This is a genomic window from Aliifodinibius sp. S!AR15-10, assembly GCF_031569985.1.
In the GTDB taxonomy this organism is placed as follows: domain Bacteria; phylum Bacteroidota; class Rhodothermia; order Balneolales; family Balneolaceae; genus JAMQKA01.
This window is the reverse complement of record NZ_JAMQKA010000003.1, coordinates 134,765-158,829: the sequence shown is the minus strand read 5'-3', so window position 1 is coordinate 158,829 and position 24,065 is coordinate 134,765. Positions and strand designations below refer to the sequence as shown.

Below are 24,065 nucleotides of genomic sequence, written 5' to 3'. Positions count from 1 at the left end.
CTTTGAGTTTTGCATGGAAATTCTTACTGATTAGGATTCTGGACTAATTCAGGATTGCTGGACAAAACACCGGCATTAATCCGCGAGTAGTAATTGCCCAATCTGAATGTGACCGGGTTTGTCACAACGCTGGGAACCCGTTCCACGAATACCCAATGGCCGTCGTCTGCTCCCCCGGGATCATGAATTTTGTACGGCCAGAGTCCAATAGGGCCAGCACTGGGTGCAGTGGCATCACCAGGAGTGTCAGCATCTATGTCAAGAGGAGCTCCATTCCATACCTGGTGGGCGATGCGCCAGCGTTTGTAGTCCCACAGCTGGTGACCTTCGAACGCGAGCTCTACCTTGCGTTCGTGCACAATCCTGTCAAAGGTGATTTCGCCGGGGTCCAGGTCGTCGGTAAATCCAGCTCGCTGGCGAACCTCATTGATGTAGTCGGCCGCCAGGTCGTTATCACCAAGCTCAAAGGCCGCTTCAGCAGCATTGAGGTAAATTTCACCGAGACGATAGTGAATCCACCATACATCGCTACCGGTACCGATACGTCCGGCTGCCGGTGCGGGATCGAGATACTTGCGAATATAGAAACCGGTCTGCGTACCCAGCTCCAGCTGATCAATAGGACCATCAAAGCCTACGACCTGCTCAGGTTCGGATTCGCCCGGCAGCATTTTCTGCTGGCCGAATTGGTCACCTGTGGTGATGGTTCCATCCGACTCCATGACACCAGCCCAGATGTCCAGGTCCTGGCCCTTGAACTGAGAACCGGGCAGCATCACCGTGCCGGCCAGACGCGCATCCCGGTTGGCAAATATTTCACTCTTGTCTTCGTACGCAATAAGATCACCATTGGAATCCCGGTTTGGCAAGGGAGCAAAAGTGTTATCGAGCAGTTCAAATTCTTGTACCAGGTTTAACGTCGGGTTAATGAAACCGGCAACAGCGCCCTCCTCGGTTAACGATTTGGGCTGACTGTTAACCGTGAACTGGTGAGTTTCACTTTGCAGCAAATAATCCTGGGCCCAGATCACTTCCGGGTTGTCCTGTTTGTCTTGGAACAGGTCGTTGAAATTAGCGGAAAGGTCATTGGGATTTCTCATATACAATGAATACCGGCCGCTTTCGATCAGTTCGGTTGCCGCATCCAGGGCCGTTTGGTAATATCCCTCTGCACGGCCTTCAGGAATGCCCACTACGCCATTGGATAAGGAAACCGACGGAGTGTTTGCACCATAACGGGCAATAGACCCGGCATAAAGTGCAGCCCGGGATTTAATAGCCAGTGCAGCTCCCCAAGTAGCCGTGGACTTAATCGTGGGATCTGTCGGCAGATCAGAAGCTATCGCATCTATTTCAGAGATAATGAAGTCGTAGACTTCTGCTTCTGCAGCCCTTGGGGTGTACAATGGTGCAGGATCTTCACCGACCTCGTAACTGAGCGTATCAGTTAAAAGCGGCACCCCACCCATACGTTTTACCATCTCAAAATAGACGTTGGCACGTAAAAACCTGGCCTCAGCAATGAATTGGCTCTTGTCCGCTGGATCCAGCTCATCGGCGTTCTCGGCACGTGTTAGGAAGAGATTGATGTTATGGACATAGCCATAATCCCAATATTCCCAGGCACCATAATCGTAGTTTTGTCTCCGCACTCTCCAGTAGTCTCCATTCCTGGAAGGGAATGCTTCATCAAAATCGGTAAAGTTCCAGTACTGCTCCAGCTCCTGATAATCAGGTTTGTTGTCATACAGGCTGGCAAGGTTCGACCGCACAAGGTCGGGATTGGACCATACCTGATCTTCAAGCAGTACATCTTGCGGGCTACGGCTCAAAAAGTTGTCATGATCACAACTGATGAGGCTCACAGCCAGTATCACACTCAATATTAAAATATTATACGTTTTCATGATCAGAAATCTTTAAGAATTACAAATTACGGTTGATCAAAAGGTCAGGTTGACACCGATGTTCAATGTTTTCATCTGTGGATATTGCAGACCGTTTTCATCGGCTACCTCGGGATCAAGGAAACTGGCCTTATTCTTCAGGTTATCAATGGAGAACAGGTTATAGGTATTGACATAGACCCTGGCCCGCTTCATGGCAAGTTTGTTGGCCCACTCTGTCGGCAAGTTGTATCCCAGTTGCAGCGTTCTCAGGCGAAGGTATCGTATATTGATCAACCAGTACGTAGAATTCTTGTTATAATTACTGTGGCCGGGTTGATTGTAGCGGAGTGCAGGATATTTACCTGAAATCCACTCACTGTTAGGATCAAACACATCGGCCCGGTGCCACGCGTCCTGGAAAGATTTCAGGAGGTTCCCGTTGTTCTGGAATGGCCAGCGGGCTTCCCAGTTTCGGTTGTAAGAGTACATACCGCCAAAGGAGAAGTTGGCTGTCAGGTCGAAGCCTTTCCAATTCGCTGAGAAACCAAACCCACCATACAATGAAGGAGGTTGACCTGTATTGTACCCTATCGGGCGTTCGTCGTATCCGTTAATTACGCCGTCTCCGTTGACATCTTTGTAGATAAAATCGCCGGGCAGCAGCGTAGTATTACCCTCTCCATCAATGTTAACATCGTAATTGTTAATCTGTTCTTGCGACTGGAACTGTCCCGTCACTTGATAGCCCCAGAATATGCCGCTCCACCGGTTTTCGCTGGCAGAACGATATTTATCCCAGGAGTTACCATAGCGGGGCCGGTATCGCTCCAGGGTCTTGTGCCGGGAGTAGTTTACATTCCCAAATATGCTGTAGTTTACTTCTCCGCTATTGCCATTGTATGTGAGTGCTAACTCGCCTCCCATTTGGGCATCGCTTTCAAGGTTTTCCGGGGGAATACCGTAGCCCAGCTCGGCGGGTAATAGCACATCATTTCGTGCGGCAAGCAATCCATCACGCTTGCGATAGAAATAATCCAAACTACCCTCAATGGTGCCGCCGAGAAATTCAAAATCAGCCCCGATATCGGTCATTTCACTTGTAAACCAAGTGATATTGGTAATAGGGAGTCCCCGGTCAGCGGAAGTGGTCACAGCTGAACCATCATTAATAAAGGTACCTGTAGCGTAATTATACCCTGCTACATAAGCATAATTACCGATAGCCACCTCGTCATCACCCAGCACCCCATAAGAGGCTCTGAACTTAAGATTGGTTAAGATATCCTCACCGACCAGATCCTGGAAGAATGGCTCTTCGGTAATTCTCCATCCCACTGAACCTGAAGGGAAAAAGCCCCATCGCTTATTGGGCGGCCATTTCCATGAGGCGTCATATCGACCGGCAAACTCCAGGTAATACTTATTATCATAATTATAGTTCAGGCGACCTACATACCCGATACGGGCCTCTTCATTTATCGAGTGGTCATATGTATCCATATCTTCATACTGGATGATATCCAGCTCATTAACGGGTGGGACGTTGTGTTCCCACGTAAGACTTTCATCCCGCTGGAACCACTCCGAGACTGCGGTAGCAGCAACATTATGATCTCCAAACGAATTATTATAATTCAGCTGAACCTGGACGTTATCCTCTGTAATCAGGTCCTGTCCGCGTTCCTGCCACGGGTTGGTACTTCCACCGGTACGATTATAGGTATCAGTACTGGGGTCATAAGTATATGCATCATAGGTGAACTCGTGATTGTTCAACAGGTTGGTAGCATAGTAGTACGAATAGTTTACGCGACCTTCCAACCCTTCAATCGGGAAATCATAATCGGCATGAACGTTGGCCTGCACCGCACGCCAGTCGTTCGACCATTTTCCGGAGGTCTCATAGTTCCAAAGACCAGCATTGGTCTGCGTGTGACCTATATCATTCAGGTAGTTCGGGTTGTCGTTCGCATAGGGTCCATAGGTGGGACGGTTGCGCATAACGGAAAACCGGGGCAACCAGTAATCATCAAAACCAGGGATCCCGGGTCGCCTCCGTGATTCAACCCGGCCGTTAATATCGAAACCAACTTGTAACCCCGCTCCTACACGTGTATCCACATTCGCCTGTAGGTTGGTGCGGTTGAAGTTGTATTGCTTGCAGACCGCATCCTGGTCAAAACGAGTGACAGAGAAATAGTAGTTGGTGTTTTCACTACCACCTGAAACATTGACATTGGCTTGGTACTTCGGGGCATAATCCCGGTAAATAATATCTGCCCAGTCATAGCTCTGGTAGCCATATTCCGTTCCCGCTTGCCACTTGTCGAGCTCTTCCTGGGTGATACTGGTATTGCCATAGCTGTTAATTTCGGCACGAGCTCTGGCACGATTATACTCAAATCCACTATCCAGCACATCATTCGGGAAACGCGTCATCCGCTGGAATCCGTAGTAGGTGTCCACACCTACCGTAGGAGCTGAGTTGAGGCTTCCCCGCTTTGTTTCCACTACAACCACGCCGTTTGCAGCACGTGACCCGTAGATAGCTGAAGCGGAGGCATCTTTTAATACGGAGATACTTTCAATATCGCTTGAAGAGAGGTTGTTGAACTGACCTTCATCCTTTACGATACCATCAATTACATAGAGCGGTGTCCCCATATTACGAATCTCGATATTAGCGCTTGACCCCGGGCGACCTTCCGCCTGCCGAAACGATAATCCTGAAACTTTGCCGGCCAGGGTAGTACTTACGGTTGCTCCCCCCTTTACCTTGCCAAGTTCTTCTGAACCCACACTTGAAATTGAACCGGTGATAGACCCTTTTTCCTGCGTACCGTATCCTACCACAACAAGCTCCTCACCAGCTATGGTCTGGGGTTGCAATGCAATATTCAGTTGTGTACGCCCATTGATCGGAACTTCTTGCGTCTGGAACCCAATAAAGGAGAAGACCAGCGTGTCCTGAAGCGAAGGAGCATTAATTTGGTAGGAACCATCGGCATTTGTGGATGTACCGGTAGTGGTCCCCTTAACGGCAATATTAACCCCAGGTAACGGTTCATCGCTACTCGCATCTGTCACCTGTCCAGAAACCTGTTCAATGGTAATCTTTTCCTTTTGAGGTGCTTGATTCTGTTCCCGGAAAATTCCATATGTTTTCGGATTCAGGTATTTGAACTTTAACCCCTGCCCTTCCAGCAACATGGTTAAAGCTTCTTCTATATTATTCTTTGGCAACTCTTGCCTGGCCGAAACCTTGTGGCCCTGCATGGCATCGGTTCTATACAAGAACACAACATTGAACCGCTGTTCCAGTAGCTTAAGTGCGTTGCTGAGTTCCGTTCCCTGCTCAATACTCAGCGTATTTTTCTCAGACGGGGTGTAAAGCGATCCCAATGTCTGTGCCTGCCCTACCCTGCTAAGCAGACAAATTCCGACAATGAGAAAGACATATTTAAGGTGATGCATTCTGAAGCTAATCATGATCGTATCCCTTTGTTCATTGGTTAATTTTATCCTGTTTTTAGTTCGTATTATGCATGTTACCGATATATACCGTCTCCCCATCCCCCGATTGATAGACTGGTATATTCGTGATGTCTGACACAGATCGTACCAGACCTTCCAACGACTTGAAATAAACTGCACCCTCAAGTGTTATCTCGGCCACCTCTTGATTTGAAATTTCTACATTCACCGAAAAACGGTTCTCAACATACTCGGCGAATGTGCTTATTTTGGTTTGATCAAATTCCATAGAACCTGTAGCCCACGAGGTATAAAAGGTGGAATTAACCGTTTCCTGGCGCACAATCCCTGTCTTACGAAACGCTACCATTTCATTCTTTTTAACCTGAAACTCTTTGCTCTTATCCCCCTCAACCGATTGGACCCTTACAATACCTTCCTGCAGAACAACGCGTGATTCTTCTGGCTGAACAGTGACAAGAAACTCAGTTCCCAGGTCTTCAATAACCCCATCCGGCGTAGTCACTGAAAAGGCAGGTTGCTCGCTCGAAAATCCTTTTTCCACATCGAAGAAAGCCTCTCCCTTTAGCGTAACCTGAATCGGTTGGTCATGAATCAATCCCATACTATAGGTGATGGAAGAATTGCTGTTGAGCACAATCTTGGCCACCCGGGAATTACTGGTAAAGGTGAGTGCTTTCTGTTGGTCCGGGCCGGTTTTGACCGTTTCCTTTTGGGTGATCTGCTCCAACTGGGTACCAGTAGAACTATTACCCGACTGCAAGTAAAGGGACCATACTACAGTTCCAGCTAATAAAATCATTGCTGCAATCCTGTAGACCCATCGAATGGTGGAATCTTTGCGATCTGTTCTTAACGTATCGCCTTTACTCTTTCCCATCGTTTTGTGAAACAACTTCTCCCACTCCTCATCAGAATCAGGTACATCAGCCTGGCGAAAACCAAATCCTGCAATTTCAGACAATGCTTTTTTTGCCTTCTCCCTGTTTTGGTCAGATGCCTCCATCCACTGCGACCACACCTCGATCTCATCAGGTTTTGCCGTGCCATTTGCCATTCTCCTGAATGATGGATTGTGTATCAGTTCTTCAACTGTATAGTTTCGTTGTTCCACTAGTTCACTGCTTTATTCTTGGGTGAAATCTTAAAAATTCACTGAAGGAGAGTGGCGATCACATCGAGCGTACTCAATTTTTTTTGGAAAAAATCAGACGATGTACTTGACAGGCAATAAAATGTGAAAATATGGAGCCATACGGTGATAAGAACACTTATCCCATTAGTAAACAGGTAGTACGGGATTTGGCAGGCGATCTATTGACAGTAATACAAAGAAAGCAAGTATTTTACTGGGAGACGATTCAGCAGGAGAATAGCATTGAGCTAATATTACAGTGGGTATTAAAAATTATCTCAAAGTATTCTGTTGTTGGTTTTGAGGGGTAGATTCTCAAAGCCAATCTACAACTATAGGAAGAGGGATATTGAAAACTGGAACGTAACCAAGAGAGAAATGACCAACTTCATAATTTCATTATCCAACAACTCACGGAGCGTTTGCATCCCCCGGTACATATGGTTTCTGACTGATTGCCGTTTTATGGAAAGTATGTCCTGTATTTCACCGTAGCTCATACCATTGTAGTAGTGGAGATAGATCACCTCTTTTTGCCGATCCGATAACCGGTTGAGGGCCTCCTTCAATTCTCTCTTATTACTATGTTTAACCTCATCGGTGATTATTATTTCTTCAATACTAAAACTGGTAAAAGAGTCTTCATTGACTTCAGATAGGTCTCCATTAGCTTTATTTTCTCGCTTGACTGCTTTTAAAATTTTTCGGCGAAGCGAGACAAACAGGTATACATTCGGGGAGTCGATATGGTCAAGATCATCTCGCCGTTCCCACACCGCTTTAAAGAGGTCCTGAATAGCATCTTTTACAATGGAGGGCCTGTTGCACAGCTTAATCCCATACCCGTACATCTCTTCAAAATAGCTTTCGAAAAGTGGTTTAAAACAGTGATAATTTCCGTTAACAAATTCATCCCAAATATCCTCCCTGTCCAAGGATACCCATTCATCGTTTTTTCTGTGCATAAACCATTTGTGATTAACCAGGCCTTCAACCCGGATATTTCCCTATGCTAATTCCCCTCAAGTAACGAAAAGTGATAAATGTGCAACCCATTTTTAGAGCAACAATATAACTCACGAATGTTAACGATAACATATAGAAAGATAATAATCAACCCTTTTATTGCAATAATTAAACCCCACAGGCGATTGACTTCTAATTCAAAGAATTGTTATATAAAAGTTGTTTTTAAAAAAAGGGTAAATTACTAGTATTTACTTTAGGATTAGCCAGCTGTTTTTACAGAAAATACATCTAAAAAATTTGGACAGAAAATCGAATACAATCATGGGCTTTGCACACTGGCTAATAAAAAAACAGAGCCATATTTTTTTATGACGGAATGTTAACGATAACAGGTTTAGTTGCAGCTCAGCCTGATGCCAGCCCTATTCAAAGTCGGTCAACCCTGAACAAATTGAGACACATAATCAGACAAAATGAATTATAAACTCTCTTCCCTGCTATTAGCTTTCATTGGAATCGTACTCTTTGTCGGTGCTCACAGCCCCGATAACAATCCCTTTCCCGATTCAGAATTGAAACCAAATGTCACATACACCTCATCCGATGCAACCAAAGCATTTGAAGCCTTTAATGAACATTTCTACAGTCAGGAGGCCAACCTTTATTACAGCACTACTGAGCACAAAGAGCTGGGTTCCATATGGACACAGGCCATTTTCTGGGATATTGTCATGGATGCCTACCAGCGAACTGGTGACCCCGGGTACGAGGAAATGATCCACGATATTCACAAGGGTGGATTCAATGAATATGCCGGTTACAACTGGGAGAACAAGGAGGAATGGTTCATCTACGATGACATCATGTGGTGGGTTATCGCCCTGGCCCGGGCACACACCATTACAGGCAAAGATAAATATCTCAAGCAATCCATATCAGGATTTGCCAGGGTTTGGCGCGATTCCTATGATCCCAAAAATGGTGGCATGTACTGGTCGCTCGATCATAATGGCAAAAATGCCTGCATCAACTACCCGACTGTTATTGCGGCTATGCGCCTCCATCATATCACCGGCGATAAGTCCTATCTTGAAAAGGCGAAAAAGATCTACGGCTGGGCTCGGGCTAATCTATTTAATACCGATAACGGCAGAGTGGCAGATCACAAGGTTGGTGATGATCCTCCCGGCTATGAAGACTACACCTACAACCAGGGAACAGCCATCGGTGCCGCAGTAATGCTTTACAAGGAAACCGGCAACAAGAAATACCTGGATGACGCACTCGCATCTGCCAGCTATACCAAAAATGTAATGTCTGACGAGAACGGTATTCTCCCGGCCGAAGGTGACTGGAATGAACAGGGGGTTTTAAAAGTAATTTTTGTGCGCTACATGGATATGCTTATCGAAGAAACCGGCCAGGATCAATACCTCCCCTGGCTACAGAAAAATGCTGAATCAGCCTGGCAAAACAGGGATCGAGAACGAAACATCATGTTCCGGGATTACTCGATTCCAGCTCCAAAAGGCAAAATTCAATCCTATGAGGCCAGCAGCGCGGTTGGTTTTATGCAGGTGCTACCGCCAACTAACTAACTGAGGTTATTCTACAGATGAACCCGACCAAGACCTAACTAATTAAACAGATGCTGGCGAAATGTCGGCCTGCTACGTGTTTTATTGCGATGGAATTCTGGGCCCCGAGGACCTCGATCTAACAGAAGTACAACTTGATATGGGACAATATGCTTGGATTGAACGTGCTACTTGACGAGATAAATCAAACTGAGGTGGAATACTATCCGGCTCAGCAAAATGGAACAACCCCGTTAAGTCATCTTAACGAATACTGTCTCGGCAGACCTCGTAACTGGACATGGCTGCATGAGATTTCACTGAGATAAGCGCTGGTGACAATATTCGGGGTCGCGCTACGTACATTAACTTTACGAACACCGGTATCTATATGCTTTGTAAAATTTGGGAAAGTTATCCCTTGCGTTCGAACTCTCGTAAATTTTAAAATTCAATGCTAATTAGTCCCATATCGATTAGCAACTCCACCAGCAATGCTGTATTTTCGATTGTCGATATTACCCGATAGATTCAATTAGCAAATTGAATCATTTTGCAGTATCAGGTGGAACCATGAATGCCGAACTAAACAAGCGGCATTTTCTTTTGTAATAGATGATAAAGTTAACCCTTAAAATCAGCGACTATCTTGGAAACTGAAGCAACTGCACGATCTGTCAGCATTGATATACTAAATGAATTTGATGAAACTGATTACCTGGATTACTCTTCTGCTGATGATCTTGATCAGCGCGACCGTGCCGAAGTACGTGAATATGTGCAAAACATCCTGCGCAGACGCTCCTATCTCGACTTTTTGATTAGCCAATTTGCCAATGTTAGTCTTGATGAAATGAAGACGCAACTGAAGAACATCCTGCGTCTCGGGGTCTATGATATGGTCTTCATGGACAGTACCCCGGATTATGCTGCCATTAATGAATCTGTTGAAATTGCCAAATATTCACTTGGATCACGCACAGGAGACTTGGTAAACGCCATCCTGAGAAACCTGCAGCGAGAGAAAGAGAAAGATCAGCTACCCAAACCAAACTTTAAAGACCGTACCAAGCTGATTGCCACCACCTTTTCGCATCCCAAATGGATGGTAGAACGATGGGTGAAACGGTTCGGCGAACGAGAAGCTTTTCAGCTGATGCAGGCCAATAACAAGCCCCCGGCCAACTATGTTCGCGTAAATACACTGCGAACCAAAGCCGAATATTTTAAGCTCAGGATGGAAAAGAATGATGTCGCTTTCAGGGAGAGTGACTGGCTGCCGGGATATTACGAAGTTGACAGTGTAGCACCGTTCATTAATAAAGGGTGGATTAAAAAAGGTTTTTGCTGGATTCAGGACATTGCAGCTGGATTTGCACCGACTGCTTTAAATCCAAACCCCAATGAGTCGGTATACGACTTTTGTGCTGCCCCGGGTACCAAAACCGTCCTCCTGTCTGGACTGATGAATGGTGAAGGTGAAATTCTGGCTGTTGATATCTCTGGTGACCGGCTGGAAAAACTGGCAGAGAATGCCCTCGCATTCCAGGCTGAAAACATCAAAGTACGACGCGCCGACGTACGAGAACTCGAGCTCCCGGAAACCGATGCCATTCTGCTGGACGCTCCCTGTACCGGAACGGGTGTACTCAGCAAAAGAGCCGATCTTCGCTGGCGCCGCGATCTCGAGGGATTGCAAAACGCCGTTGAACTGCAAAAAGAACTGCTGGATTCCTCTGCAAAAATGGTTAAACCGGGCGGGCGACTGGTATACAGCACCTGTTCCCTGGAAGAAGAGGAGAACTGGGGGCAGGTAACCAACTTCCTCGAACGACATGATAATTTTGAACTCGAAAGCCTGGAAGGATACCTGCCGGACGAGGTTCTTGTTGAAGAAACCAAAGCTTATCAAACGTTCCCGCACAAGCACAATTGCGATGGGCATTTTGGCGTGCGATTAAAAAGAGTAAACTAATTCCGAGCCACAGATTTACACACTTTAAATAGCAGTGTAAATCTGTGGCCTTTTATTACACCCTTCTCTCCTTTTTGTTATCTTTTCCGTTTTGAAATAAGGAAAATCAACCGGGGAATTACCGGTTTTCCAATTAATCAGTAAATAGAAAACGAACAAATTTTGAGTACTTCACCAGCATTGCAGGACATTCCCAAAAAATATGATCCTTCGAAAGCGGAGGACAAATGGTATAAATTTTGGAATGACTCGGGTTTTTTCCATTCCGAGCCCGACGAACGCGAATCCTACACCATCGTGATTCCCCCGCCCAATGTGACGGGTGTCCTGCACATGGGCCACATGCTTAACAATACGATCCAGGATGTGCTGGTACGGCGGGCCCGTATGCAGGGCTACAACGCCTGCTGGGTGCCCGGGACTGATCACGCTTCAATAGCAACTGAGGCCAAGGTGGTGAATAAACTCCGGGAAGAAGGCATCACCAAAGCCGACCTGACCCGCGAGGAATTTCTTGAGCACGCCTGGGACTGGACCCATGAGCATGGGGGTATCATCTTGGAACAACTGAAAAAGCTGGGCGCTTCCTGTGACTGGGAACGAACCCGGTTTACACTTGAAGATGACCTGTATGAGTCGGTCATTGATTGTTTTATTGAACTGTATGAACGCGGCTATATCTACCGCGGGAAACGGATGATTAACTGGGATCCCGAGGCTCAGACCGCGCTCTCGGATGAAGAGGTCATTCACCGTGAGAAGCAGTCCAAGCTCTATCACGTCAAATACGATATTGCGGGTGAGGATGCGAACGTCGTAATTGCCACAACCCGTCCAGAAACGATCCTGGCTGATACCGCAGTCTGTGTAAATCCAGATGATGAGCGATACCAGGATCTGATTGGAAAACAGGCGATCATTCCCATGGTAGAGCGAAAAGTGCCTATTATAGCCGATGAATACGTCGACCCGGAATATGGAACCGGCTGCCTGAAAATTACGCCTGCCCACGACGAAAATGACTATCAGATCGGACAAAAGCATGAGCTGGAGATCATTGACATGCTGAACAGGGACGGCACACTAAACGAAGATGCCCGGTTTTACGTGGGGCAAGATCGCTTCGAAGCCCGTAAGAGCATCCTGAAGGATCTCGAACAGCAGGAGCGGATCGTCAAGGTTGAGGAGATGAGCAACAAAATCGGGTATTCTGAGCGGACTGATACCGTTATTGAACCGCGGCTCTCCCTGCAGTGGTTCTGTAGCATGGACAAGATGGCCAAACCTGCGCTCGAAAATGTAATGAATGATAATGTCCAGTTTCACCCGGCCAAGTTTAAGAACTCCTACCGCCACTGGATGGAGAATATCCGCGACTGGTGCATCTCTCGACAGCTCTGGTGGGGCCAGCGGATACCCGCTTGGTATTTTGGGGAAGGCGCTGAAGAATATGTCATTGCCAAAACTGAGGATGAAGCTCTCGAAAAGGCTCGCGAAAAATCAGGGCGAGATCTTACTAAAGAAGATATCCACCAAGATGTAGATGTGCTGGATACCTGGTTTTCCTCCTGGCTCTGGCCTATCACCGTGTTTGATGGCATTCGGAATCCCGACAATGAAGAAATAAACTACTACTACCCGACCAACGATCTTGTCACCGCGCCGGAAATCATGTTTTTCTGGGTGGCTCGGATGATTATGTCGGGATATGAATTTCGCGGAGAAAAGCCGTTTAGCAATGTCTACTACACCGGCATCGTTCGCGACAGCCAGCGACGCAAGATGTCCAAATCGCTCGGCAATTCCCCTGATCCACTGGATCTGATCGACCAATATGGTGCCGATGGGGTCCGGGTGGGTATGCTGTTCACCTCTCCTGCGGGGAACGACCTCTTGTTCGAGGAAAATCTGTGTGAGCAGGGGCGAAATTTTGCCAATAAAATCTGGAACGCCTTCCGGTTTCTGGCGATGAATATGGAGGAAAGTCAAGATTACAGCACAAAGCTTAAGATTGATGAAGACAACCTGGTTGACCGCTGGATGCTGGCCAAAGTTCACAGCACGATAAAAGGTATTGAGGAGGACTTCAGAAAATTCCGGATAAACGAGGCTCTCAAAAAGATCTACTCCCTGATCTGGGATGACTTTTGCGACTGGTACATCGAGCTGATAAAATCTGATGAACAGGGAGCAAACATACCTAAAGAACGACTGGAACGTGGGCTCAGCATCTTTGAGGTCCTCCTCAAGCTGCTGCATCCTTTTATGCCATTTCTCACCGAAGAGATCTGGCAGCTAATGCGAGAACGCAAACAGGACGAGGCGATCATCGTTGCTCAGTGGCCGGCAGCTAATGAAGAGCTTATCAAGGATGAGGATATCGCCCTTTTCGCTAGCATTCAGAGCATGATTTCATCAATTCGTAACATTCGTGCCGAATTTAATGTGCCTCAACGGGCCGACATTGCCCTGCTCATCAAAGCCAAGAATGAAGATTTGGTTGACAGTTTTCAACAGAATGAGTGGATCTTCCGAAAGCTACAGGATATTGGGTCATTTGAAGTGGCTGTTGACCTGGAGCAGCCGGAAGCATCGGCTTCTGCCGTCGTTGAAGGATCCGAAATCTTCGTGCCGCTTGAAGGCTTGATTGACCTGGAAAAAGAACGCGAGCGTATTGAGAAGGAGATCAACCGACTGGAAGGATTCCTGAAATCGGTTAATGGAAAGCTGAATAATGAGCAATTTGTTGAGAATGCACCGGAAGATGTGGTTCAGCGTGAAAGGGACAAAAAGGAGGATACGGAAACTAATCTCGACAAACTTCGGGGTATTTTGGGTGAGCTGAGTTAGGGCTTGGGAGTCCTTTTTAAATCCCGCGTAAGGTTTGAGCTGTGAGTGCAATAAGCTCTTCTGTTTGAATTGGTTTTGAATATATCTTAACGGGCTGAAAAGCAAGGCAAGGAGAAGTTTCCCAATCGATATCCATCTTAACTCAAAAGTCAAAATTATACGCCCCCCGCTCATTAAACCCGGGAAAATTACGCATCGGACTGTATCGGGGGTAGCTTTCGAAAATCTGGAAGCCGAATGCGCGGGGATCATTTTGGGCGGTCAGAATACTGTCCAGCTTAGTACTTAGCTCGGTTTGAACCGCAGCATGTCTCGGTAGACCAGCTAAATTATTCAGGCAGGCCGAATCCTTTTGAATGTTGTACAGCTCTTCAGCAGGACGTTTTTCAAATGCCAAATGAAAAAGTCGTTTTGCATCCGGCTCTTCCCGGTTTTCAAGCATCCAGGTTTTGGTGGGAGACCCATCGATATCGGCATAACCCCGGCCAAACGATTTGAAGTCACCTGTTGTCATATCGTCCCTGTTTTCCGGCCTTGGGTTCCCGGCGGGCCAGCGATCGGGCCTGAAATTCCTGATATACAGGTATTCCTGGGTACGGATTGAACGGGATGGATATCCCAGGTTATCGGGTCTTGCGTGTGTGTGGCGCTCTCTTCCAGTCAGCACTACATCTCTTTTACTGTCAACAATACCTTCCTCGTCCGATAAAAGTATCTGCAGCAGACTTCTACCCGATACTTGCTTTGGTATCTCTGTGCCAACGATGTCCATGAATGTTGGGAAAAAATCTATGGAACTTACGAGGTCTTCCACTACACGTCCGCCTGGAATTTGGGAGGGCCATCGGATAGCCAGCGGTATGTGGGTACCAAACTCATATAGATTTGCTTTGGCTCTCGGGAACGGCATGCCATTATCTGAAGTGACGACCACAAGGGTGTGATCCAGTTGACTATTTTTTTCCAGCAGACTTAACATCCGTCCCAACTGTTCATCGAACCACTCAATTTCCAAATAATAATCCAACAGGTCACTTCGGATGCCGGGAGTATCCGGGAGAAATGGTGGCACCTCTACATTCCCGGGATTTTTCCCGGCTGCAATACCCGCTCCCTCCTCATAAGTTCTATGGGGCTCATAGGCACCAACCCAGAAAAAGAACGGCTTTCCTTTGTCTCGATTCGCCAGGAAATCCTGGAAATTAGCGGAATAGTCTACATCGCTCACTGATGAAAAGGGCTTTCGACTTATTGTTTTATCACTGTATTCGTTTCCCACGGGATTACGTTGCCAGCCATTAAACTCCCAGTTACCCGGTCCCCATCCCTTGCCTGTATATCCTACTTGGTACCCTGCCTTTTCCAGAAGATCAGGGAAAACCTGGAACTTTTTGGGGAAATTGCTGGCATGGGTTCCCGCCTCCTCCAACTGCCAAATATTTCTTCCAGTGAGGATCGCCGCCCTGTTGGGACTACATTGTGGGGCCGCAGCGAATGCATTGGAAAACAAAACCCCGTCTTTGGCGACACGGTCAAAGGCAGGCGTGGCTATTTCTCTGGGCCCGTAAGCCCCCGCGTGAGGCCAGGATTGGTCATCAGAAATGACGAAAAGAATGTTGGGCCGTGTTTCAAGAGCTTCTACCTGGCCACTACCGGTAGTTGGATTCAACATCAATAAACATACGAAAAGACAACAAATTGACACTTGGACAGGCTGATCAAAACATTCCTTAAAAAACATGCACTTTCTTATTGTTTGATTACTTGATTTAGCACAGAAGTTATTTTCCAGCTGAGGATAACTTTAACCAGATTCAAAACCCGGCAAACACGTTTACAAGTAAAAGATATTGCAGCTAAATCTCAGGAATATATCCATCCGGGAGGAATTCTTTATTTCAAAACCACCGGGTCATAGTGTTGGGGATGTGCGGCATCACCTTCAAAACCGGAAACTTTGAGCCCGGTAACACTTTCTGCCAGGATAGCATGTGTGTAATACTTGCGTGGATTTTGAGCCCATTGAATACTGCAATCGCTCAATGTAATATTATCGACATATCGAAGACTGTAGCCGGGGATATCACACGTCTCTATTTCATCATACAGCTGTGTCGGACGATTATCAAATCTGCCCCCCTTGTATTTGGTATGCCGTTTCATCTGGATATCAACGTCATTCAGCAGAATATCCTTAATCCTGCTATCAGGGCAGCCATTCACTCGTATACTGTTTTCTGCCAAACCTTTTATGTTTATCAACCTGACGTTTTGTATACCGCCCACATCACTGCTATAAGACCGTGGAAATGAGGTTATCGATATCCCCTCACCCAATCCCCACCAACTGGAAGGGACTTGCCTAATGGTAAAATCTATATCTCTGAATTCAATGTTATAAACTGCTCCCTCATCTCGCGATTGAATGGTACAAGCGCGATTGCTGTCTCGAATCTGGCAGCGCTCAAACAGGATGTCATAGATATCATCGGTCGTTTCGGTCCCAATTTTTATACCGGAGGATTGTGACTGAAGACGACAGTCATAAACATGGATATGTGCAGACGGTCCATAGTCCACCCGCTGCCGGGTTGTTTTAATGACAATGTTATCATCCCCTGCCCGAATGTCACAGTTTTTTATCTCTACATTCCGGCAGTGATCGGGATTGATGCCGTCGGAGTTTGGCACTTCCAGGTGATTTCGTATCGTTAAATTATCAATTAGCACATCTTCACACCCCACCATGTGCAGTCCCCAGAATGGAGCATTACCAAACGATATATTTTCTATTTCCAGTCCTCGGCAAGTGTTTAACTGGAACATGCGAGGACGCCACTTTCCCGGTTTCCATCGCCGGGCTTCTTCTTCATAATTGGCCATAAACTTTAGCGCCCGCCCATTGATATTCCCGGTACCGGAAATTTTAAGGTTTCGGGTGTTCTGGCAGGTAAGGACAGCGTCTCTTTCATAATCATTTTCATCGGTACTTATCACAATCTCCGCATCATCAGCAAGGTGAAAATCGATATTGCTTTTCAACATTATCGTGCCCGTGGTAAAGCGATATCCTCCGGGAAATATCACTCGTGCTCCGCCCCCTGTAGCAGCTGCTTTATCTATCGCCATCTGTATCGCCCGGGTATCCAGCGTTGTCCCATCGCCAGCCGCCCCGAAATCTATCACACAAAATTCCTGCCTCGATCGCCGTAACGCGTTGGCGGATATAATTGAGGGGAAGAACGGAAAGCCCAAGGCAACTTTCGCACCTACTCCCAAGACCTCTCGTCGGGTTAACTTTTTCTTCATAGAATTCGTTGTGTTTACCAATTTACGCTTAAAGGAGAAAGGGTAGGATGATGAAATACCATAATAATCGAAACGCAAGGGTTCTACCGGTTATGTTGCGATATTTCAGTATAAATAACAAGCTATAATTAAATTTATAACAAGCACTTATCCCTAATATTATCTAATCACCCTTCTAGTCATTGCGTATTGGTCCAGCTTTTTTGTAATTCGTTTAAACTTTGCTGCTTATCTGCCCGCTTGATTATTACTTTTGTAAACTATATCTGAAACTTCTTATACTCATCTCGAAATAAAACCGCTAATCAATTGCTCTATCGTGTCCGAATCAAAAAATCCCCTCTCAGCAAACTACCGAATAGGATTTTTGGGTGCCGGTCAGCTAGCCCGGATGTCTGCCCAGCAAGCCTTTCGATATGGTATCCAAGTCGGTGTTTTTTCTGATCGTCCTGAAAATGAACCAGTTCAGTTCATGACCCCCTATTCTACCAGCGGATCGTTTGATAGCGTGGATGATATGGCTACTTTTGCGGAAGACTGTAACGTGATCACGCTGGAAAATGAATTTATCAGTTCAGAAATTCTGCAACAAGTTCAGGAGGAAAGCAGCACCCCGATCTGGCCTGCCCCCTCCTCTTTTGCACTCATCGAAAACAAACTGATTGAAAAGCAGACCTTTGAAAAGGCGGGAATCCCGGTAACGCCCTACGCTCTTATTGAATCTGAAGAGGATCTCGATGCCTTTGGAGAAGAGCACGGATGGCCTTACCTGCTTAAATCATCCAAGGGGGGATATGATGGGTATGGCAATGAAACCGTGAAAAACCTGGACGAGGCAAAGACGGCATTTGACTCGCTGGGTGGTTCAAAAGGACACGATATTATTGCAGAAGCTTTTGTGGATTTCACCCATGAGCTGGCAGTGCAAGTAGCAAGCAATGAAACGGGCACAGAAGTATATCCCTGTTGTGAGACGGTACAAAAAGATCACATCTGTGTGGCCGTTCTGTCTCCCGCCCCAGTGGACGAGGTGATCCAGGAGAAAGCACAAGAATTGGCGGTACGGGCTACTGAGGCGATCAAGGGCAAGGGTATTTTTGCCTACGAATTTTTCCTGAAAAAAGATGGGGAACTGCTGCTGAATGAATCAGCTCCGCGTCCTCATAATTCTGGACACTATACCATTGAGGGTTGCGTTACTTCCCAATTCGAGAACCATGTTCGGGCCGTGCTGGGATTGCCGTTGGGCAGTACTGAATTGCGAGCCCCTGCAGTGGCCATGATCAACCTTCTGGGGACCCATAAGCGCGATGCCAGGGTAGACTTCGTGCTTAATGCTCTGGAAGCGAGTGACGGCCACCTGCATGTCTATGGTAAACTGGAGAGCCGGCCTGGTAGAAAGATGGGCCACTACACCCTTCTTGGCAATTCATTGAAGCCGACCTACCAACAAGCCCAAAGACTGACGCAGAGCATTAAAATATAACATTATCCCGAGTATGACCTCATTTCGTTCGTAGGCAGTAATGACCTTGTTACTCACGACACTTTTCTACATTTTCAGTTGGAACTAATGTTAGTCTTAAACTCACTCCAAATCTGAATATGAGTACTTCAACAACCCCGGCTGTAGGCGTGATAATGGGTAGTGACAGCGATTGGCCCACCATGAAGGAAGCGTGCGAAATTCTTGATGAATTTGATATACCGTATGAAAAGAAAGTCGTTTCTGCTCATCGTACTCCTGATATGATGGCTGAATACGGCAAAACAGCCCGAGAACGGGGGCTCAAGGTAATCATTGCTGGTGCAGGGGGGGCTGCCCACCTACCGGGGATGACGGCCGCCTACACCACCCTTCCCGTCATCGGTGTGCCGGTAAAAACCAGCACACTCAGTGGCCTGGACAGCCTCTATTCCATCGTACAGATGCCCAACGGAGTGCCTGTTGCAACAGTGGCTATCGGAAAAGCAAAAAATGCGGGGCTGCTGGCTATTCGAATGCTTAGCAGCACCAACCAGAAGTTGGGCGAAACGCTGCAGCAATACCACCAGCAGATGGCGGAGGCCTCTGAGAAGAAAACACAGAACCTCACTTGATATTCCTCCGGTTAATGATTCAAAACCATGGAAAGCCGTTTTTCCAAACAGTCCAAACTGTATGCAAAATATCGGCCGGATTACCCCGCCGAGTTATATGACTTTATTTTCAGTCATTTGAATGCATGGGATACGGCCTGGGATTGCGCAACGGGTTCAGGGCAGGTGGCAAAAATATTGGCCAACCATTTTAAACAGGTTTATGCCAGTGATATCAGCGATGAGCAGATGGCACATGCTCCCCGCGAGTCCAATATCCAGTATTTCAATGTACCGGCCGAGAATAGCGATTTTCCATCCGCTTTGTTTGACCTGATCACGGTTGCACAGGCAATCCACTGGTTCGATTTTGAAAAGTTTTATGAAGAAGTACGTCGGACAGCTAAGCATGGAGCCCTGCTGGCTGTTGCCGGCTATGGCCGGGTTACAGTCGATCCCAAACTAGATAAGCTGATAGACCCGTTCTATGACCAGATGTTCGGTCAGTACTTCGATAAAAATCGAACCTATCTAGAGCAAAAATATCGCTCGATTCCCTTCCCCTTTTATGAGATCTCCACTCCTGCTTTTTCGCGAACTTTAGACTGGACGCCCAGTGATTTGGAGGGCTATCTTAATTCCTGGTCGGCCGTCCAACAATACATACAGGATCACAAGAGCAATCCCGTAGATCTGCTACTGGAAAAGGTACACGCAGTGTGGCAGCCGGATGAATATCGAGAGGTGACATTCCCGGTCTTCCTTCGACTTGGCAGAATATAACTTAGCCCTTGAAAAATGCTCGAAAACGAGTAGTTTTTAAGTACAGACGGTATCTTTAAAAGACGGCGATCAATACGGGTTAAATCATGTTGAATTTCCACAAAATAGTTCTTGCCAGTTTGGGTATTATGGTGGCCGTTGCTGTTGTGCTGATCGAGTCCAGCAGCAGCCAGCCCGCTGAGCATGCTGCAATGCCCTGTAACGCACCCCTGACCTACAGGATAGGCGATGTGGATCCCCGTTTTGGTATTGATAAAAGAACCATCAAAAAACTAATGTCAGACGCTGCTACAGCTTGGTCGAAAGCCGCAGGAAAAGAAATTGTCAGGTTCAGCGATAGCGGTAAGGTGGCGATCCATTTCATTTATTCTGAAGATCAACAATACACGCGAAATGAGCAGCAACTTTCCCAGAGGATACGCCGACAGGAAACGGAGTATGACGCCCTTCAGAGTGAGTATCAAAAGCTGTCAGCTAGATACCAACAAGAAGTTGAGCAGTACAAAGCGAGTTCACAAGAGTTTAAAGAACAGGTCAACAAATATAATGCGGATATCGCCAAATTGAGCATGGTATCTCAAAGCCAGAAAAAAAGCCTCGATAAGAAGCAGAAAAAGATCCTGCAAATACAACGGGAACTGGATCGCGACAGGAAACAACTGAACAACCTGAAAGACGATGTTAACCACGTCGCTGATAAACTCAACAATATGGCTGACCAAATAAATGCGCTTGTGTACCACTACAACGAACGGTATAGCAACAGGAAGGAGTTTGATCAGGGTACTTACATACAGGTTGGAGACACCAGGAAAATCAACATCTATCAATATGATAACCCTGATAACCTGAGGCTAGCCCTCGCACACGAAATTGGTCATGCACTGGGTCTTAATCATGTGGACAATCCCAAATCAGTAATGTACTACCTGATGGAAAAACAGGATGAGACCAAGCTGCAGTTCACCCCAGAGGATATCGAAGAGCTGGAGTGGGTGTGCGGGGATTATTTGTAAGCGATTCGATTCATTTCTTATAATTTAAAAAGGCTATCGGCAATTACTGCCGATAGCCTTTTGTAATTCAAAAGTTCATCCTCACACAAACTAATAGCGATAGGGATCGATAGTCTCAATGGTTCCGTCGGGATTATGCGTGAGTTCGGTCATTTTAATATTTCGGAGATGTGTCTGTCCACCGGAAAGCTCGGTATCATGGTAAAACAGGTACCACTGTCCGTTAAATTCTGCAATGGAATGGTGATTTGTCCACCCGATCACCGGCTCCAGGATGATGCCCTGGTAGGTAAAGGGACCGTAGGGATTGTCGCCTGTAGCATAGGCAATATAGTGCGTATCTCCGGTTGAATAGGACAGGTAATATGTCCCCTCGTATTTGTGGACCCACGCAGCCTCGAAGAAGCGCCGTTCGTTGTCCCCTGCCGTAATGGGGTTGCCTTCTTTATCCAGAATCTGAACATCCTTGGGTTCCTCGGCAAAACTGAGCATATCTTCACTCATGCGCGCAATTTTGGGACTTAATGCGGGTTCATCATCCGCGGGATAAGTGTCTTCCTCCACATATTCGCCGGTTGTCCAACGCTGAAGTTGGCCACCCCAAATTCCGCCAAAATACATGTAGTAGGTACCGTCGGTATCCTCGTACACAGCGGGATCGATACTATAACTGCCTTCGATAGGCTCGGGTTGTGGCTTAAACGGTCCGGTTGGAGAATCACCGGTAGCTACGCCAATGCGAAATACATCATTCTCATCTTTGGCTGGAAAATAGAAATAATAGGAATCTCCTTTCTTCGCGGCATCGGGTGCCCACATTTGACGGCTTGCCCAGGGAACATCATCGACATGGAGTGCTACGCCATGATCGGTAACTTCTCCGCCCACCTTTTCCATTGAGAATACGTGGTAGTCTCTCATATCAAAATGGCTGCCCATATCATCCTGTGGAATACCGGATTCAACATCATGTGATGGATAGATATACAATGTACCATCGAATACATGTGCCGAAGGATCGGCTGTATACATATGGTCCACCAGTGGTTCAGAAATAGCGTCAAGTGTATCACTCATCTCTGAGGTCAGTGTGGTATCTGCTACACTTCCGGAAGTTTCTGATCCGTTTTCAGAACTCTTTTGACATGCCACAGGCAACATCAATATACCGACTACAAGTATGAGTATAGATTTAAAATATTCGGTTTCAAACATGACTAATCAGTTTTTAGTTTTTATGAAGATTTAAAGTTTCCCTGGAGACAGTCCCTTGACAATATTTGAGTTACTAAATAAAAAAACAATGGAAACGATTGCACAAAACAAAAAATATTTTGGATTCCCACTATCCAAAAACGTTACAAGCATGCATATGAGATGACGATTTTGGGTTCAAAAATTACTATTTTATGCTCGTTGGTTGCTTCAGAGGATTGAAGGGGCTCTTGCAGTCCATACAATGTATAAATCTGGGCTTTGCACAGAGCTTCAGATAAATATCCCTTGCACCAACAGTTTATTAATTCGCCAATAACAATTTAAAGATAGGTTAGATCTATGCCTAAGTGTGAAATTTATAAGGACCAATTAGACGAATGGAGATGGAGATTGAAGCAAAAGGGAGAAATAAAAGAACACTCCAAGCGCGGCTTCGAAACGCGAGAAGATTGCGAAAAAAATGGTAAGGAAGAAGGCCCCTGCTCCAGTTATAAACGAGTCTGATATCCTTATGTAAAGAACATAAAAACGGGGAAGCAGATCAATTCCAACAGATATTGATCCTTCCCCATTTTTCTTTTCCCTCCTCTTCCCTTTTTTCAAAAGCGATTCATTTCAACCTTTCCACTTGCGGTTCGCTACACCAGTTTTTATTTAGGGACTGCCTGAAAGAAACCATCACTCAAATTTAGGAACCGATTGCCCATGAGTTATTTACCTTCAGAGAACCGGTATGACCAGATGCAGTATAACCGATGTGGAAACAGCGGTATCAAACTGCCCCTTATTTCGCTGGGATTGTGGCATAATTTCGGGGGTGTAGATACACTGGAAAACGCCCGAAAAATGATCCACCGTGCCTTTGACCTCGGCATTACCCATTTCGACCTGGCCAATAATTACGGTCCCCCACCAGGTTCTGCGGAAGAAAACTTTGGTCGGATTCTCAACCAGGATTTGAGCTCATATCGGGACGAGCTGATTATTTCCAGCAAGGCGGGATACCTGATGTGGCCCGGACCGTATGGTAACTGGGGTTCGCGTAAGTACTTGATTGCCAGCCTCGATCAAAGCCTGGAGCGGATAGGGCTCGACTACGTCGATATCTTTTACAGCCACCGACCCGACCCGGATACCCCACTGGAGGAGACCATGAGAGCCCTCGATTTTGCCGTGCGTAGCGGTCGGGCCCTGTACGTCGGAATCTCCAACTATAGCACTGAACGCACGAAAAAAGCCGCTAAAATTTTGCACGATCTGGGTACGCCGTTTCTGATTCACCAGCCCCGATACAGCATGTTCGACCGCTGGGTGGAGGAGGATAACCTCCTGGAGACTCTCGATGAAGAGGGAATCGGCAGCATCGTCTTTTCCCCGCTTGACCAGGGAATTCTTACCAACAAGTATATCAGTGGCATTCCCGAAGGATCACGTGCTGCACGGGAAAGTGGATTCCTGCAGAAAGAGGGCGTGACGCAAGAAAAGATCGAAAAGGTAAAAAAGCTGAATAAAATAGCAGAAGAACGTGGCCAAACTATGGCCCAACTGGCACTCACCTGGGTACTGCGCAAGCCACAGGTGACCACCGCCCTGATTGGGGCCAGTAAAGTCAGTCATATCGAAGATGCGGTTGGCATCCAGGATAATCTTGAGCTCAGCAGTGAAGAAGAGGAGCGGATTGAGGAAATTCTGTCGGACTAACTTCATTCATCTTCATTGAATACCTTTGTTTCATGTAGATGCCTGCACATAATAGCTTCTTTTGTTTCA

Annotated in this window: 17 protein-coding genes; 9 read left to right on the top strand and 8 right to left on the bottom strand. The window is 46.5% G+C overall.

What is annotated here, in order from left to right:
* Positions 1-23: 23 nt before the first annotated feature.
* From NC796_RS03535 to NC796_RS03520, 4 genes are all read right to left on the bottom strand, one after another.
* On the bottom strand, positions 24-1,907 hold the full coding sequence (locus NC796_RS03535) for a RagB/SusD family nutrient uptake outer membrane protein (RefSeq protein WP_310682193.1): 1,884 nt from the start codon (positions 1,905-1,907) through the stop codon (positions 24-26).
* A 36-nt stretch (positions 1,908-1,943) separates the two neighbouring features.
* Complete coding sequence (locus NC796_RS03530) at positions 1,944-5,378, bottom strand: SusC/RagA family TonB-linked outer membrane protein (RefSeq protein WP_310682192.1); 3,435 nt, start codon at positions 5,376-5,378, stop codon at positions 1,944-1,946.
* A gap of 40 nt (positions 5,379-5,418) precedes the next feature.
* Positions 5,419-6,498: a FecR domain-containing protein gene (locus NC796_RS03525; RefSeq protein WP_310682191.1), complete on the bottom strand. Its 1,080-nt coding sequence runs from the start codon at positions 6,496-6,498 to the stop codon at positions 5,419-5,421.
* A 353-nt stretch (positions 6,499-6,851) separates the two neighbouring features.
* On the bottom strand, positions 6,852-7,484 hold the full coding sequence (locus NC796_RS03520; RefSeq protein WP_310682189.1) for a sigma-70 family RNA polymerase sigma factor: 633 nt from the start codon (positions 7,482-7,484) through the stop codon (positions 6,852-6,854).
* A 477-nt stretch (positions 7,485-7,961) separates the two neighbouring features.
* Between NC796_RS03520 and NC796_RS03515 the strand changes: the two genes are divergently transcribed.
* The 4 genes from NC796_RS03515 to NC796_RS03505 all read left to right on the top strand — a co-directional run bounded on the left by NC796_RS03515 (position 7,962) and on the right by NC796_RS03505 (position 13,890).
* Entirely contained in the window at positions 7,962-9,086 is a 1,125-nt protein-coding gene (locus NC796_RS03515; protein WP_310682187.1) for a glycoside hydrolase family 76 protein, read from the top strand.
* Positions 9,087-9,220: 134 nt separating this feature from the next.
* The gene (locus NC796_RS26770) at positions 9,221-9,394 is read left to right on the top strand and encodes a hypothetical protein (protein ID WP_409070348.1); all 174 of its coding nucleotides are present in this window, start codon (positions 9,221-9,223) and stop codon (positions 9,392-9,394) included.
* Positions 9,395-9,714: 320 nt separating this feature from the next.
* Entirely contained in the window at positions 9,715-11,040 is a 1,326-nt protein-coding gene (gene rsmB, locus NC796_RS03510) for a 16S rRNA (cytosine(967)-C(5))-methyltransferase RsmB (RefSeq protein WP_310682185.1), read from the top strand.
* Between the two features lie 162 nt (positions 11,041-11,202).
* Positions 11,203-13,890, top strand: a complete 2,688-nt coding sequence (locus tag NC796_RS03505; RefSeq protein ID WP_310682184.1) for a valine--tRNA ligase — start codon at positions 11,203-11,205, stop codon at positions 13,888-13,890.
* A 142-nt stretch (positions 13,891-14,032) separates the two neighbouring features.
* Here the strand turns inward: NC796_RS03505 and NC796_RS03500 are convergent, their stop codons facing one another.
* Together NC796_RS03500 and NC796_RS03495 are read right to left on the bottom strand one after the other, a co-directional pair.
* Positions 14,033-15,562: a sulfatase gene (locus tag NC796_RS03500; RefSeq protein WP_310682183.1), complete on the bottom strand. Its 1,530-nt coding sequence runs from the start codon at positions 15,560-15,562 to the stop codon at positions 14,033-14,035.
* Between the two features lie 221 nt (positions 15,563-15,783).
* Positions 15,784-17,199 (bottom strand): glycosyl hydrolase family 28 protein, encoded by a 1,416-nt coding sequence (locus NC796_RS03495; protein ID WP_310682182.1) that lies wholly within the window; start codon positions 17,197-17,199, stop codon positions 15,784-15,786.
* 319 nt (positions 17,200-17,518) lie between these two features.
* On the opposite strand from NC796_RS03495, the gene NC796_RS03490 reads away from it, so the two are divergent.
* From NC796_RS03490 to NC796_RS03475, 4 genes are all read left to right on the top strand, one after another.
* Positions 17,519-18,685: a 5-(carboxyamino)imidazole ribonucleotide synthase gene (locus NC796_RS03490; RefSeq protein ID WP_310682181.1), complete on the top strand. Its 1,167-nt coding sequence runs from the start codon at positions 17,519-17,521 to the stop codon at positions 18,683-18,685.
* Positions 18,686-18,804: 119 nt separating this feature from the next.
* Positions 18,805-19,299 carry a 5-(carboxyamino)imidazole ribonucleotide mutase gene (gene purE / locus NC796_RS03485; RefSeq protein ID WP_310682180.1) on the top strand — a complete coding sequence of 165 codons (495 nt, stop codon included), beginning with the start codon at positions 18,805-18,807 and terminating at the stop codon, positions 19,297-19,299.
* 27 nt (positions 19,300-19,326) lie between these two features.
* Positions 19,327-20,061, top strand: coding sequence for a class I SAM-dependent methyltransferase (locus NC796_RS03480; protein WP_310682179.1), 735 nt, complete (start codon positions 19,327-19,329; stop codon positions 20,059-20,061).
* Positions 20,062-20,147: 86 nt separating this feature from the next.
* The gene (locus tag NC796_RS03475) at positions 20,148-21,077 is read left to right on the top strand and encodes a matrixin family metalloprotease (RefSeq protein ID WP_310682177.1); all 930 of its coding nucleotides are present in this window, start codon (positions 20,148-20,150) and stop codon (positions 21,075-21,077) included.
* 90 nt (positions 21,078-21,167) lie between these two features.
* Here NC796_RS03475 and NC796_RS03470 read toward each other — a convergent pair whose 3' ends face one another.
* Together NC796_RS03470 and NC796_RS03465 are read right to left on the bottom strand one after the other, a co-directional pair.
* The gene (locus tag NC796_RS03470; RefSeq protein ID WP_310682175.1) at positions 21,168-22,292 is read right to left on the bottom strand and encodes a glycoside hydrolase family 43 protein; all 1,125 of its coding nucleotides are present in this window, start codon (positions 22,290-22,292) and stop codon (positions 21,168-21,170) included.
* A 372-nt stretch (positions 22,293-22,664) separates the two neighbouring features.
* Complete coding sequence (locus NC796_RS03465) at positions 22,665-22,898, bottom strand: hypothetical protein (RefSeq protein WP_310682173.1); 234 nt, start codon at positions 22,896-22,898, stop codon at positions 22,665-22,667.
* Between the two features lie 102 nt (positions 22,899-23,000).
* Here NC796_RS03465 and mgrA point away from each other — a divergent pair, with 102 nt between their 5' ends.
* Positions 23,001-23,996 carry an L-glyceraldehyde 3-phosphate reductase gene (gene mgrA / locus NC796_RS03460; protein ID WP_310682172.1) on the top strand — a complete coding sequence of 332 codons (996 nt, stop codon included), beginning with the start codon at positions 23,001-23,003 and terminating at the stop codon, positions 23,994-23,996.
* The last annotated feature ends 69 nt before the right edge of the window (positions 23,997-24,065 follow it).

Coding starts and splice junctions, on each gene's coding strand:
- NC796_RS03535 (WP_310682193.1), bottom strand. CDS start 1,907: ATGAAAACGTATAATATTTTAATATTGAGTGTGATACTGGCTGTGAGC.
- NC796_RS03530 (WP_310682192.1), bottom strand. CDS start 5,378: ATGATTAGCTTCAGAATGCATCACCTTAAATATGTCTTTCTCATTGTC.
- NC796_RS03520 (WP_310682189.1), bottom strand. CDS start 7,484: ATGCACAGAAAAAACGATGAATGGGTATCCTTGGACAGGGAGGATATT.
- NC796_RS03515 (WP_310682187.1), top strand. CDS start 7,962: ATGAATTATAAACTCTCTTCCCTGCTATTAGCTTTCATTGGAATCGTA.
- NC796_RS03500 (WP_310682183.1), bottom strand. CDS start 15,562: ATGTTGAATCCAACTACCGGTAGTGGCCAGGTAGAAGCTCTTGAAACA.
- NC796_RS03495 (WP_310682182.1), bottom strand. CDS start 17,199: ATGAAGAAAAAGTTAACCCGACGAGAGGTCTTGGGAGTAGGTGCGAAA.
- purE (WP_310682180.1), top strand. CDS start 18,805: ATGAGTACTTCAACAACCCCGGCTGTAGGCGTGATAATGGGTAGTGAC.
- NC796_RS03480 (WP_310682179.1), top strand. CDS start 19,327: ATGGAAAGCCGTTTTTCCAAACAGTCCAAACTGTATGCAAAATATCGG.
- NC796_RS03475 (WP_310682177.1), top strand. CDS start 20,148: ATGTTGAATTTCCACAAAATAGTTCTTGCCAGTTTGGGTATTATGGTG.
- NC796_RS03470 (WP_310682175.1), bottom strand. CDS start 22,292: ATGTTTGAAACCGAATATTTTAAATCTATACTCATACTTGTAGTCGGT.
- mgrA (WP_310682172.1), top strand. CDS start 23,001: ATGAGTTATTTACCTTCAGAGAACCGGTATGACCAGATGCAGTATAAC.